Consider the following 13016-nt stretch of genomic DNA (forward strand, 5'->3'; position numbering starts at 1 on the left):
TCAACCCCGCCGCTTTTTATTTCAAGTCATTTGCCTTTGGAATCGACCTTCGACTTTTCGGTTTCGTTCATCTGCTTGATGGTCGGATCCCGGCTGGCTTCGCCGGTGGTTTGCGTCGTCGTGGCGGCCGGCCCACTGCTTGGAATCGAAGTCTGGCCTGACGGCGTCTTCGCCGGCCGCGTTGCCGTTGCGTCCGGCGCCGTGTTGGTCTGGGCGCTCGCAGCCTGCACGTCAAAAACAAGGACGCTCGCCAGCAAGGCTGCCGCGAGCGTCCCCAACTTCACCATCGTGACTTTCATCGACCTTTTCATCGACCTGGCTCCTGTCAGATCGATGAAAACGGCCTCGGCCCCTTAACGTTCCTTGTCACGCCTCCAGTTGCTTGCCGATCGGCAGGCTGCGGATGCGCTTGCCGGTGGCGGCGAAGATCGCGTTGATCAGGGCCGGCGCGAACGGCGGCACGCCGGGTTCGCCGACGCCGCTGGGCGGCGTATCGGGCCCCGGCGGCACGATATAGACGTGGGTCACCAGCGGTGACTCGTCCAGGCGGATCACAGGGAAATCGTCGAAATTGCCCTGTTGCACCTTGCCGTCCTTGAAAGTGATCTCGCCATATTTGGCAAGGCTCAATCCCATGATCGCCGCGCCCTCGATCTGGGATTCGATGCGCTCCGGATTGACATAGGTTCCGCAATCGATCGCGGTATCGACCCTCGGCACTGTGAGCTTGCCCTTGTCGTCAATGGCGACCTCGACGATGGTCGCGATGTAGCTGACGAAACTGCGGTGCACGGCGATGCCGAGCCCGTGGCCCTTCGGCACGGACCGTCCCCAGCCGCCCTTGTCCGCGACCAGCTCCACCACCTTGCGCAAGCGCGCGGTGTCGATCGGATAGCTGCCGTAGGGCTCGCCATAGTTCCAGGGGTCCTTCACCGACGACAGGTTGACGAGCCGCGGCGATCCGATCAGCTCCAGCAGCATGTCCTTTGGGTCGCGCTTGGTCGCAGCAGCGATTTCGGCGACCATGGACTGGACTGCGAAGGCGCGCGGGATGTTCGACACCGCACGGAACCAGCCGATCCTTGTATGCGCCGCGGCCTCCGGATTCTCGCATTGCAGGTTGGCGATCTCGAACGGATTGTCGATCAGTCCCATGCCGAGTTCGAACGGCGCCGCATGCTTCGCACCGGCCGCGAAGGTCGAAGCGATCGTCGGGGCGACGCTGCGGTGCCGCCACGCGATCACCTTGCCGTTCTTGTCGAGCCCGGCCTCGATGCGTTCCAGCGAAACGGTGTGCAGGAAGCCGTGACGAACATCGTCCTCCCGCGTCCATTGCACCTTCACGGGTGCACCGAGTTCCTTCGACAGCAGCGCCGCCTCGATCGCGAAATCGCATTTCGATTTGCGCCCGAACCCGCCGCCGAGCAGCGTAACGTTCACGGTCACGTTGGCTTCGGGGATGCCGAGCGTCTTGGCGACGTCTTCGCGCGTGCCGCCGGCACTCTGCACCGGCGCCCAGATCTCGCACCTGTCGCCTTTGACGTCGGCGACCGCGACCGGCGGCTCCATGCTGACATGCGCCAGATGCGGCAAATAATACTCGCCGGTTATCACCTTGTCGGCGCTCTTCAACGCCGCCTCGGCGTCGCCTTCCTTGCGCACCACCAGCCCCGGTTTTCGCGCGGCCTCCTCGAGCGAAGCCCGGTAGGCGACGGAGTCGTATTTGCCGTTGGCGCCGTCATCCCAGACGATCTTCAGCGCGTCGCGCCCCTTGATCGCCGCCCCGGTGTTGCGGGCGATCACGGCAACGCCGCCGAGCGGCTGGAATTTGGATGGCCACGGCCAGCCCTTGACCTCCAATACCTTCTCGACCCCGGAGACCTTCATCGCGTCCGCCGCGTCGAACGACTTCAGCTTGCCGCCGGTCACCGGCGGGCGGGCGATGACGGCGTATTTCATGCCCGGCAGCCGAATATCGGCGCCGTACTGCGCCTTACCGGTGGTGATGTCCTTGAGGTCGACGATGCCGATCTGGCCCTTGCCGAGATAGCGGAAATCCTTCGGGTCCTTCAGTTTCAAGCCTTCGATGCCAGGCACCGATTCCTTGGCGGCATCGGCGGCAAGCTCGCCAAAGCCAAGCTTGCGTCCGCTCGCAGCGTGGACCACCTCGTGATTGCGGGCCTTCACCTCGGTCGCCGGCACGCCCCAGCGCTTGGCGGCGGCGGCCTCCAGCATCGAGCGCGCCGAGGCGCCGATCTGGCGCATCGGCATCAGATAATGCCGCGTGCTGCGCGAGCCGTCGGTATCCTGGTTGCCGTATTTGGCCTCGTTGCCGGGCGCCTGCTGGACCCGGACGCGCGACCAGTCGGCTTCCATCTCTTCGGCGACGATCAGCGGCAGGCTGGTCCGCACGCCGGTTCCCATCTCGGCGCGGTGGCCGATGATGGTGACGATGCCATCGGGCGCGATCGAGACGAACACGCGTGGATCGACCACGGTGCCGTGCGGCATCGCCCCTGCGCCGGTCTCGTAGGCGGCGAAAGCCGGGCGCGACATCACGGGCGCCGCGAGCGCGAAGCCGCCGGCGATGCCAAGGCCTTTCAGGATGCTGCGGCGGGAGACGTTCTCGACCTTGAGATGCCGCTCAAAGCCACGGAGTTTTTTGGGATTGGTGAGAATATTCATGATCACACCCCCGTCGACGCCAGACGCACGGCGTTCTCGATGCGCTGATAAGCGCCGCAGCGGCAGATGTTGCCCGCCATCGCTTCGCGGATCTGGTCATGGGAAGGCTTTGGATTGTCCATCAACAGCGCGGCGCCCTGCATGATCTGGCCGGTCTGGCAATAGCCGCATTGCGGGACATTGAGCTGGCGCCAGGCCTTCTGCACCGGGTGATCGCCGGTGGGGTGCAGGCCCTCGATGGTGGTGACGTCGCGGCCGACCACATCGGAAACCGAGGTGATGCAGGCGCGCACGGCCTGCTTGTCGATGATGACGGTGCACGAGCCGCACAGGGCCTGGCCGCAGCCATATTTGGTCCCTGTCAGTCCCACCTCGTCACGGAGAAACCAGAGTAACGGAAGATCCGGATCGCCATCCCAATTTTGTTCCTGGCCGTTTATCTTTACCTTGATCATGGCTGTCCCTCGCTCTTTTTAAGCTGTTGATCTGTTTGCGGCACGAGCCGGAACACATTTCCATTCGCTCGGATCGCCGCGCGGGTTTCCCTGCCCAGGCAATATTCCAAGGCAGTTTTCCCAAGGCAGTTTGCGGTTTGCGGATGTCCTTTCGCGATTTGGCCTGGCCGGCCTCGGCATCAAGAATACGGTGATGCTATCAGACGTTAACGCCGCGGTGACTTCACAGACAGGTGTTTGGGATGTGCCGTTTGTCAGAAGCAGGGCTGCCGGGAAGTTGCCGGGTTTTCACGCCACAGTGGAAGCCGGGCAACAGACAAGGTCTAGTTCGCCCGGCAGATGGTCAGGGATTCCGCCGTTTTCGGGCCTCGATGCTGGCTTTTGCGGTGTCGTTATGAGCCCATCCGCCCCACAGCCATCTTGCGGCGGGCCGATTTCACGGCTATTCCCTCTGCCGTACGCTCCCTTCGTCTAGCGGTTAGGACGCGGCCCTCTCAAGGCTGAAACAGGGGTTCGATTCCCCTAGGGAGCGCCAAATTGCACGATCCTTCGCGAAATTTGCGATGGGAGTCCCGATCGAGCGTGCCAGCCCCTCGATCGACTGATCTTGCAAGCGATGGTGCGCAGGAGTCTTGCCCCTGGCGCGGTGGCTGTTTGCCATCTTAGAGGCCTTCGACTGCAAACGCGATTTGTCAATCTACCGGCGTCCATTCGGCGCCGCACACGATCTGCTCATTCCCGCTCCATCATGTCGGCGATCGCCTTGATGCGGCTTCTGGCGTATTTCGGCAGGCCGGCGCTCAGCGAATCGCCGCTGTTGAAGGAGCTGTTGCCCATGAGCAGTTGCGCGGGCACGAGGTTTCGCAGAACGGGGGTCTTGCTGTATTCCCTTTGCTTGTTCAGCACGTCGTTCCTGACCACAATCAGGATGTAGACCGTCGCGATGGCGGCGTCCCGCTCAGTCGGATGTTGTTGCAGAATCGCAAGCAGCTTGCCGAACTGGATGACCTGGTTGACCCAAAAGATGTTCTGCTCGAGCCCGCCGGTGACTGTGGAGTCGAGCCCTGTCAGGCTCGGCAACTCGGCAAGGTGCGGCTGCGTGACCAACCCGATCTCACTCTGGAACTCGATGAAATCCGGAATGGGCTTTTTGCTCTCCTCGCGCAGCTTGTTGGCAAGCTGAATGCCCGCCGGAATTTTCCCTTCGAACATGTAGCGGGACTGCACGCAGATCGCTTTCGTGTCCTCGCACCAGCGGCGATTCGGCGGACGGTTGTGCGCGGCGACGCCCGTGTCCTTGTTGGGAACAGCATCGCCCGCCGTGATCGGCCGGTGCTTGACCGCCGGATCGATCTGCTCGAGGAACGCGACATTCGCATACCGCGACAGATCCAATGCCGCTGCCGGTCTTGGAAGGCGAAACCGCGCCTCTGCCTGGTAGACTGAGAGCGTCAGCTTCGTTTGCTGATTGAGCGTGGGCTCAACGAAGCTCGGGAAGAGCGAGAGGAAGCGCCGCTGCACCGGACGTGAGCGGGCCCAATCGTCGAAAGGAATGAGTCCCGTCGAGGAATCGGCGAGCTTGTCGTTGCGCTGGTCAGCGAAGATGACTGTGCGAGGTTTGATCTGTGCAATCGGAACGCTGGCGGCTGCGGGCACGTCCTCCAGCCGGAATTCCTGCGCGGCCGCGCCCGTGCATGTGGCGACGCAGGCGGCGATGAGGGCAGCGGCACGGTGCAGTCTCATGGCGTCAATGCTCAATTCAGCCGCCGCCAGAAATAATCGGGATCGACTCGGAGCGGCGGTCGCGGGAGGCGGTCCTCGTCATCGGGATTTCCGCGCCAGGAGGGATATTCGCGCGGACCAAGACGCCAGTTCGGGAATTGAAAGGGCAGCCGGTTATCGCCGTAAAGGCGGTTATCGTAGGACCACGGCTGGAATGGCCCCTCGTCTCCGTCATGACCGCCACGATGGGCGTAGCTTTCTGCACGCGAGACGATCCGAAATTGCGTATCATCGATTCTGCCCGACGGATCCCTCTTGAGGTACTCGGTGAAAGCGCGCCCGGAGCCGGCCGGTGCGGGATCGCCGGTATGGGAATCGATCGACAGAGCAACGAGCTGACGCATGGCTTCGCGCGAAGGGCCGTTCAACGCCGTCCTGGGAGCGTGCAACTCCCAGGCTGCCTGCGCGATCGGCTCGAACATCGGCAGCGCCACTTTCCCTCCGGTCTGGCCGCGCCCAAGGGTGCGACGCCCGCCCTCGCCATTGTCGTAGCCGACCCAGATGGCGATGGTGACGTCATTTGTGAAACCGACGAACCAGGCATCGGCCGAATTATCAGTGGTACCGGTCTTGCCGCCGACATAGGGCGAGAGATGCTTCACTACGCGCGCAGTTCCGCGCGCGAGCACGCCCTGAAGCATTGATTTCAACTGGTAAAACGATGCGCGGTCGGCGAAGCCGATCCAGGACACCGCATGCGGATCGTGCCGGTAGATTGGGCGGCCGTCCTGTTCGATCGTTTCGATCGCATGGGGCTGGGGTCGTGCGCCTTCGTTGGCGATCGCCGCATAGAACGCCGCAAGGTCGATGAGCCGCACAGTCTGGGCACCGAGCACGAACGGGTAGTAGCGCAGGCATTCCTTGTAGAGCTGCGCTTCCATCGCGAGCAAGCAGACCTGGTCGAGGCCTCGCTCGGCGCTGTCGTCGAGACCGGTCGCGAGCAGTTGCGCGGTAGCGAGATTCCGGGAGTTTTCCAGCGCACGCCGCAGTGTAATGGCGCCCGAAGCGCCGCCGTCATAGTTCTTCGGCGACCAGAAACCGCGCTGGCCGGAGGCCGTCGCCCCGATCGGTGCCAGCGTCAGAGGTTCGTCCATCACCAGCGTGTTGGGCTGCAACCCCTTCCGAAGGGCGGCGAGGTAGGTCAGCGGCTTGAAGGTGGAGCCGGGTTGCCGCAGGCTCTGGACGACGCGGTTGAGCTGGCTTGCCGGATAGGAAAAGCCGCCCGCCATCGCGAGAATGCGACCGGTTTCGTTCTCGAGTACGAGCGCCGCTCCCTGCACGTTCGGTCGAATGCGCAAATCGGCACGCGCCGCTTGCTTACCATTGGCTTTGCGCACCTGCACGTAGATCACGTCGTACGGCTTGAGACTGCGCCGGATCGCGGCGCTCCAGGTGTTCAGCGGCAGGATGCTTCCATCGGTCAGGCCGACGTTGATCGCATGGCTGCTTTTGCCACGCGTATTCTCCAGGACGACCGCCGATTCCCAGTGAACGTCATAGAGAGGTAGCCGCGTCGTCTTCAACGCCACGAGCCAGGCCGGTTCCGTGGCCCTCAGGTCAGCCGCACTTAGACGGACAGCATTGGAAATGTTCGCCTCGGGTCCCTCAAATTTGTACCGATTGGTGTTCAGCTCGTACCGCGCGAGGCCCTCCTGCAATGTTGCTTCGACTGTGCGCTGCAAGGCCGAGTTGACGGTCGAGCGCACCGTGTAGGAGGAACTGGTGAGAGTATCGAGGCCCGCGACCACCTTTGCCTCGCGGGCGACGTGATCGACGAAGTGAAAGCCGAAGTCCCGTCGCGCCGGCCGGTACTCGACAAGCTGCGGCAATACTGCTTGCGCCGCGGCGGCGTCGATCATGGCGTCGTTCTGCATGCGGCCCAGCACGTAGGCAAGCCGCTCGCGCGCGCGCTCAGGGTGGCGGTCAGGATTGAAGTAGTTCGGTCCCTTGGCGAGCCCGGCGAGTAGCGCGCCCTCGACGGCGGAGAGCGCCTTGGCTGGTTTACCGAAATAGCTGCGCGCCGCCATCTCGATGCCCCAGGCTCCGCGACCGAGATAAATCGAGTTGAGATAGAGCTCGAGGATTTCCGCCTTGGTCAGGGCGCGCTCCATCCGCGAGGCAACGATCATTTCGCGCAGTTTTCTTTCGTAAGTGATGTCGTTGCCCACCAGCAGATTCTTGGCGACCTGCTGCGTGATGGTCGAGCCGCCCTGCGGCCGGCCCGGATGCGTGAAGTTGCCGATGAAGGCGCGGACCAGCCCGCGCTCGTCAATGCCCGCGTGTTGGAAAAAACGCTTGTCCTCGGCGGCGATGAATGCGTTGCGCACCTCCTCTGGGATATCCGCAAGCTTGACCCAGACGCGGCGGTTGTTCGGCTCGTAAATCTCGGCAAGGCGCTCGCGCTTGTTGTCGAGGACTACGCTGGTGCCAGGAAGCCTGAGGTGCTTGAGCTGCACGGCGTCGGGCAGATCCTTGACCGCGCCGTTGTAGAAAGCGATGACCTGGCCAAGATCGACCGGCGATCCTTCCACTTTTTCGACTTTGCAGAACTCCCTGTAGGTCACGTGGAGGTCGGCCAGGTTCAGTCCTTTAAGCGCCTTGATCTCGCTGCTCAGTGCCTCCTTGTCATCCATGGCAGTGGCAATCAGATCGTCGAGGTTGATGTCCTCGATGTCGAAAGCCTTGCGCATGTGGTCGCAGCCGGCATTCAAAAGCTGCGCCACCTCGAAGCGGTCGCGCACCGCATCGAATTCCGTCTTGACCCCATCCGGCCGGGTAGTGACCTGGCTGAAGGCCAGCGCCGTGGCGAAGATCTTGATGAGAATCGAGTCCATGACCTGCCGACGGTCGAAAAAGCCGCCTCCGTAAGGTCCCGTTCTTGTAGAACGATACTATAAACAAGGCTGTGTTGAGGAAAAAGTTCCCGAGGTGCCGCCGCCCGCTTTTCCGAACCTTCAGCACCGCTCCGACTTGGCCGGGCCCGCGGAACCAACGCTGCGGCCGGTGCGTTCTAAAAATACCATATTGGCAGCGCAGTCATGAGTACCCCTCTTCCAGTCGTGCTTGCCGCGGCGCTCTTCAGCACCGCCATCGCCACGACGCCTGCGGATGCCGCTCCTCGAAAAAAGAACCCTGCAGCGAGCGTCGCTCAGCCGCCCGCCGACAGATTTTTGGCCTGCGATGTCCGGGTGCGAGACTATCTTCGCGAAGGCGGCGCGGCGATACGGGTGACCAAGATCGAAGTGGACGATGCCCGACTGCAGTTGAACATTCATCATGAGTACGGAGAGGCGGGAAAGTCGTCTCGAAAATACCTCCGCGGGGACACTGAAGAAGAAATGCGCAAGAATCTGCGCGGAATATTGGACGAGTTCGCTGCGGCTGCGAAGGCCGCAACGACTGGTCGAGCTTGGTATGTGATCGCTGCCCGCAAGGTCATGCCGGACCTCCGCGACAATTCGGGCGAGACCACGAATCCATGGACGGCCATTGTGCTGGCAGATTTCGAGGGAAAATGCAGACCCATCACGTTCTATCAGTCTGTCGACCGGAACAAGCTCGATCCTGAACTGAGCAAGAAATTGGATGAGTGAATTTTTTCGCTCGAAGTGATTTGCGGTCGTAGCGACGGCTACTGGACGCCAGTTTGCAGTCTTGGCGGCGAGGCTCGGTTTTCATAGCCTTGAGGGCAGGTTTGGGCAGCCGTTCTGAAACGCTTTGGAAGTTGCTGCCCAAACCCGGAGCAGGCCGGGCTTTTACCACACGCTCCGCGTGCTGATATCGGTAAGAAAGATCGACCGCGGTGCAACAGGCAGCGGTGGATCCGTCGGGCGCGCCCCTGCGCAAAAGCGCGCCCACGCTGCAGCAGACTGCCGGCGCTTGCTGCGGCCAGAAAGCAAGATGACAAATTGACGAGATGGTGGCAGACTTGGTTTCGAGACCAAGCGCGGCAAGAAAAACCAAGAAAACGATCGCCAAGGTCACGTCGTCAAAGGGAGGAGAGGGCTCATGAAACGCTTGTTTCTGGGATCGCTCGTCGCTGCCCTGATGGCATCGGCGTTTGTCGGATCCACTACTGCAGTCATGGCGCAGACAAAGACGCTGAAGATGCAGGCCTCATGGCCGGCATCGCTCACGCTCTATGATAACTTCACCTACTTCGCCGAGCGGGTGAACAAGCTGTCCGCGGGCGCGCTGAAGATCGAGACGATGCCCGCCGGCCAGGTTGTGCCGGCGTTCGAGGTGCTCGACGCGACCCACAAGAAGGTGCTCGACGGATCGCATGCGTGGGCCGGCTACTGGACCGGCAAGAACAAGACCGCGATTCTGTTCACCGGCGGTCCCGGCGGCACCTTCGGCATGGACTACATGGACGTGATGGGCTGGTTCTATCACGGCGGTGGCCTCGATCTTTACAACGAGTTCTATCAGAAGGAGCTCAAGCTCAACGTCGTCGTGTTCCCCATCCTGCCTGCAGGGCCGCAGGCTTTCGGCTGGTTCAAGAAGCCGATCCAGACGATCGAGGACATGAAGGGAATGAAATGCCGCCAGACCGGCATGGCCGGCGAAGTCTGGCAGGCGCTCGGCTTCAGTGTGGTCAACATGCCGGGCGGCGAGATCATTCCCTCCGCACAGCGCGGCGTGATCGATTGCGCGGAATGGGTCGGCGGCATCGAGGACATGCAGCTCGGCTTCCACAACGTCTGGAAGTATCACTATTCGCCCGGCCTGCACGAGAACGTGACGGTCGGCGAAATCGTGATCAACGGCGATGTGTGGAAGGAGCTCAGCCCGCAGCACCAGGAAATCATCAAGTCGGCTGCCAACGAGGCATTTCTCGTCTGGTGGACCAAGTGGCAGCGCCAGAACGCCGATGCGCTGATTGAGATGCAGCAGAAGCACGGCGTACAGATCCTGCGCACGCCGACCGAGATCCTGCTGGCCTTCATCAAGAAGTGGGACGAGATCGCGGCGGCCGAGGGCGCCAGGAACCCGTTCTTCAAGAAGGTGCACGACTCGCAGAAGACCTATGCCAGCGCTGTGGTGCCGTACAAGCGGTCCTATTTCCCGCCATACTCCTTCATGGCGAACTACTACTTCCCGGTCGAGAAATAGGACCTCGTCCGAGGGCGGCCGGTTTGGCCGCCCTCCATTGCCTGCATCGCGCCGCAAGGCGCGAACCGTAGGGGGAGGGATGGCTGAGGCAACAGACAGGCAGTCGCCGGCGCTGCTGACCATGATCCGGATCATTGACGGCTTCACGGATCGGACCGGTACGATCTTCTCGTGGCTGGCGGTACCGCTGGTTCTGGCCGTCGCCTACGAGGTTGGAGCGCGTTACCTGTTCAACGCGCCGACCGTATGGGCCTACGACGCAACCTACATGCTCTATGGATCGCTGTTCATGCTCGGCGCCGCTTACGCGCTGCACAAGGGCGCTCATATCCGCACCGACTTTTTCTGGGAGAAGTTCTCCACCCGCAGGAAGGGCCTGATCGACACGATCTCCTATATCGTATTCTTCTTCCCGAGCCTGATCATGCTGTTGCTGATCAGCTGGAACGAGTTTCATTACTCCTGGCAGATCAACGAGACGTCGGACCAGACACCGTGGCGGCCGGTGCTGTGGCCGTTCAAGTTCGTCGTGCCGCTCGCCTGCATCTTGCTGCTGATCCAGGGCGTGTCCGAGTTGATCAAGAGCATCTACATGTTGCGCACCGGCGTCGAGCTCGAGCACAAGGAGAAGGTCGAGATATGACCGCAGAAGCGCTCATCGGCCTCATCATGCTTCTGGTGCTGCTCGGAGCGATCTTCATCGGCGTGCCGATCTCGTTCACGCTGCTTTTTCTCGCCTTTGCGTTCGGCTACGTGGGCATGGGCGCGACGGTCTTCGACCTTGCCTACTTCCAGACCATCGGCCTGATGAAGGAGGAGCTCCTGGCCGCCGTGCCGCTGTTCATCTTCATGGGCTTCATCACCGAGCAAGCAGGGCTCATGGAGCGCCTTTTCACGGCGTTCCGCATGCTGCTTGCGCCGGTGCGCGGCGCACTCTTCCTCGTCGTCATCCTGACCTCGACCGTGTTCGCGATGGCGACGGGCATCGTCGGAGCCGCCGTCACCGTTCTTGGCATCATGGCCTCGCCGATCATGATGAAGGCGGGTTATGACGCCAAGCTTTCGGCGGGCACCATCACTGCGGGTGGCACGCTCGGCATTCTCATTCCCCCGTCGGTAATGCTGATCGTGATGGGGCCGGTGCTCGGGGTGTCGGTCGCCGATCTCTATGCTGCAGCCTTCGGGCCGGGCTTCCTGCTGGCCGGCCTCTACATCGTCTATCTGATGGGCCGCGCCTTCCTGAACCCCAAACTCGGGCCGCCGGTGCCAATGGATGAGCGGATCTACTCGGCGGGGTACATTGCGCGCGAGGTGATCGTCGGCACGCTGCCCCTGCTCGGGCTCATCACGGCGACGCTCGGCTCGATCATCGGGGGGCTTGCGACGCCGACGGAGGCCGCCGGTATCGGCAGCGTCGGCGCGCTGACCCTGGCGATCGCATATCGCAGGTTCTCGCTCGGCGGACTGCAGCGAGCGCTGATCTCGACGATGGCGACGTCGAGCATGGTGCTGCTACTGGCGGTCACGTCGAACATTTTTGGTGCGGTGTTCGCCCGCCTCGGCTCGGCGAACTGGATCACCGAGACGATGCTCGGCCTCCAGTTGCCGACCGGCCTCATGCTGATTGTCGTGCTGTTTCTCATTTTCCTGCTGGGTTGGCCGTTCGAGTGGCCAGCCATCATCCTGGTGTTCCTGCCGATCTTCTACCCCGTCGTGAAGGGCATGGGCATCGACCTCATATGGTTCGGAGCATTGGTTGCGGTGGTGCTGCAGACCGCCTTCCTGTCGCCGCCGGTCGCCATGTCGGCGTACTATCTCAAGCAGGTGGTCAAGGGCTGGAGTCTCGCGACGATTTACGCCGGCATGTTCCAGTTCATGATCCTGCAGGTGATCTGCGTTGGACTGATGATCGCCTTCCCCGGCATTGCGACCTGGTTCCCGCAGAGGCTGCACGAGGCATCGCGCAGTCAGGTCATCCCCGAGGAGCACAGGAAAATCCTGGAACAGCAGAAGCTGGCACCGTCCCTGGAAGACGACGACTGGCTGACGCCAAAAAAGAAATAGCCGGCACAGGCCGCATCAGCAGCTTGCTACGCGCACGACGCTGGGTTTGCGTAATTTGCGCAGAATCGCGTGAGTGTTGAGGACCACGCGGCGTACGCGGCCGCACCGCACTTCAACCGGCAGGCGGATCGGTTCGGCGCAGTGTCGTTACCCAGATGACGCGCGCTACCTGCTGCGTCGGATTGTCGAACATGTGCGGCACGATGCTCGGGAAGCGGAAGCTGTCGCCGGCCTCCAGGACATGGGCTTCGTGGTCGAGCCACAGACGCAGGCTGCCCGACAATATGTAGCCCGCCTTTTCACCGGTGTGCTGGAAGAAGTCGGTGCCCGACGAGCCGCCAGGGTTGAGCGTGAGTTCATAAAGTTCGAGTTCACCCTTCTCGGCAGGGGTGAGCGCTTCCTTGACGACGCCGCTGGCGGTGAGCCGAAGCAGCCGACGGTCATTCTTCCGCACGATGTAGCGCTGCGGTTCGCCGGCGTCGGTTGCTCCGAAGAAATAGGAGATCGGCACGTCGAGAGCGATGCTGAGAAGACGCAAGGTGCGCACGGACGGCATGGCGAGCGCGCGTTCGAGCTGGCTGATCATGCCGGTGGACAGGCCGGTACGTTTGGCGACGTCCTGAATCGAGAAGCCTGCGCGCTGGCGCAGCAGCCGCACCGTCTCGCCAAGCCGCCGCTGATCGACCGCGTCGTCGCTTTCGATCGCCTGGGCGTTCTTCGGAACGCTCACGCCGCCGCGGCCAGCCATGTTGCTCTCCCGTACATCGTCTCAAAGCCCCAACCGTTTCTGACCCACCGGAACAAGCGGCGATCAGTTTCATCGAACAATCGGACCATACCATCAATGTGATTGACTCGTTTATTTAGCTATGATGAAATTTGGATGCAAATAATTAGACGTACTAAAGCTCAGCT

General features: G+C 62.0%; 10 protein-coding genes and 1 tRNA gene. 5 read left to right on the forward strand and 6 right to left on the reverse strand.

Annotated elements, in window-relative coordinates; all coding sequences use genetic code 11:
- Positions 1-26: 26 nt before the first annotated feature.
- Genes JQ609_RS00170 through JQ609_RS00180 form a run of 3 tightly spaced genes read right to left on the reverse strand, consistent with a single transcriptional unit; the run spans position 27 to position 3140 of the window.
- Positions 27-311, reverse strand: coding sequence for a hypothetical protein (locus tag JQ609_RS00170; protein ID WP_249127498.1), 285 nt, complete (start codon positions 309-311; stop codon positions 27-29).
- 55 nt (positions 312-366) lie between these two features.
- On the reverse strand, positions 367-2685 hold the full coding sequence (locus JQ609_RS00175; protein WP_212207724.1) for a molybdopterin cofactor-binding domain-containing protein: 2319 nt from the start codon (positions 2683-2685) through the stop codon (positions 367-369).
- A gap of 2 nt (positions 2686-2687) precedes the next feature.
- Positions 2688-3140, reverse strand: a complete 453-nt coding sequence (locus tag JQ609_RS00180; RefSeq protein WP_212207725.1) for a (2Fe-2S)-binding protein — start codon at positions 3138-3140, stop codon at positions 2688-2690.
- Between the two features lie 460 nt (positions 3141-3600).
- Between JQ609_RS00180 and JQ609_RS00185 the strand changes: the two genes are divergently transcribed.
- A tRNA-Glu gene (locus tag JQ609_RS00185) sits at positions 3601-3675 on the forward strand.
- A 197-nt stretch (positions 3676-3872) separates the two neighbouring features.
- On the opposite strand, the gene JQ609_RS00190 is transcribed toward JQ609_RS00185, so the two are convergent.
- Both JQ609_RS00190 and JQ609_RS00195 read right to left on the reverse strand, forming a co-directional pair.
- Positions 3873-4898: a hypothetical protein gene (locus JQ609_RS00190; RefSeq protein WP_249127501.1), complete on the reverse strand. Its 1026-nt coding sequence runs from the start codon at positions 4896-4898 to the stop codon at positions 3873-3875.
- Positions 4895-7663, reverse strand: a complete 2769-nt coding sequence (locus JQ609_RS00195) for a transglycosylase domain-containing protein (protein WP_312014781.1) — start codon at positions 7661-7663, stop codon at positions 4895-4897. Before JQ609_RS00195 ends, JQ609_RS00190 begins: the two co-directional genes overlap by 4 nt.
- 297 nt (positions 7664-7960) lie before the next feature.
- Here JQ609_RS00195 and JQ609_RS00200 point away from each other — a divergent pair, with 297 nt between their 5' ends.
- The 4 genes from JQ609_RS00200 to JQ609_RS00215 all read left to right on the forward strand — a co-directional run bounded on the left by JQ609_RS00200 (position 7961) and on the right by JQ609_RS00215 (position 12101).
- A complete protein-coding gene (locus JQ609_RS00200; RefSeq protein ID WP_212207728.1) occupies positions 7961-8515 on the forward strand; it encodes a hypothetical protein in 555 nt (184 codons plus the stop codon).
- Between the two features lie 415 nt (positions 8516-8930).
- The gene (locus JQ609_RS00205; protein ID WP_212207729.1) at positions 8931-10037 is read left to right on the forward strand and encodes a TRAP transporter substrate-binding protein; all 1107 of its coding nucleotides are present in this window, start codon (positions 8931-8933) and stop codon (positions 10035-10037) included.
- 79 nt (positions 10038-10116) lie between these two features.
- The gene (locus JQ609_RS00210; protein ID WP_212271598.1) at positions 10117-10680 is read left to right on the forward strand and encodes a TRAP transporter small permease subunit; all 564 of its coding nucleotides are present in this window, start codon (positions 10117-10119) and stop codon (positions 10678-10680) included.
- On the forward strand, positions 10677-12101 hold the full coding sequence (locus JQ609_RS00215) for a TRAP transporter large permease subunit (protein ID WP_212207731.1): 1425 nt from the start codon (positions 10677-10679) through the stop codon (positions 12099-12101). Before JQ609_RS00210 ends, JQ609_RS00215 begins: the two co-directional genes overlap by 4 nt.
- A 112-nt stretch (positions 12102-12213) precedes the next feature.
- Here JQ609_RS00215 and JQ609_RS00220 read toward each other — a convergent pair whose 3' ends face one another.
- On the reverse strand, positions 12214-12849 hold the full coding sequence (locus tag JQ609_RS00220; RefSeq protein WP_212271599.1) for a helix-turn-helix domain-containing protein: 636 nt from the start codon (positions 12847-12849) through the stop codon (positions 12214-12216).
- Between the last annotated feature and the right edge of the window lie 167 nt (positions 12850-13016).

It is taken from the genome of Bradyrhizobium sp. AUGA SZCCT0169 (assembly GCF_018130085.1).
GTDB lineage: Bacteria > Pseudomonadota > Alphaproteobacteria > Rhizobiales > Xanthobacteraceae > Bradyrhizobium.

Excerpts from the sequence above, each read along its gene's own strand:
- JQ609_RS00170 (WP_249127498.1), bottom strand. The coding sequence starts at position 311 with ATGAAAAGGTCGATGAAAGTCACGATGGTGAAGTTGGGGACGCTCGCG.
- JQ609_RS00175 (WP_212207724.1), bottom strand. The coding sequence starts at position 2,685 with ATGAATATTCTCACCAATCCCAAAAAACTCCGTGGCTTTGAGCGGCAT.
- JQ609_RS00180 (WP_212207725.1), bottom strand. The coding sequence starts at position 3,140 with ATGATCAAGGTAAAGATAAACGGCCAGGAACAAAATTGGGATGGCGAT.
- JQ609_RS00200 (WP_212207728.1), top strand. The coding sequence starts at position 7,961 with ATGAGTACCCCTCTTCCAGTCGTGCTTGCCGCGGCGCTCTTCAGCACC.
- JQ609_RS00205 (WP_212207729.1), top strand. The coding sequence starts at position 8,931 with ATGAAACGCTTGTTTCTGGGATCGCTCGTCGCTGCCCTGATGGCATCG.
- JQ609_RS00210 (WP_212271598.1), top strand. The coding sequence starts at position 10,117 with ATGGCTGAGGCAACAGACAGGCAGTCGCCGGCGCTGCTGACCATGATC.
- JQ609_RS00215 (WP_212207731.1), top strand. The coding sequence starts at position 10,677 with ATGACCGCAGAAGCGCTCATCGGCCTCATCATGCTTCTGGTGCTGCTC.
- JQ609_RS00220 (WP_212271599.1), bottom strand. The coding sequence starts at position 12,849 with ATGGCTGGCCGCGGCGGCGTGAGCGTTCCGAAGAACGCCCAGGCGATC.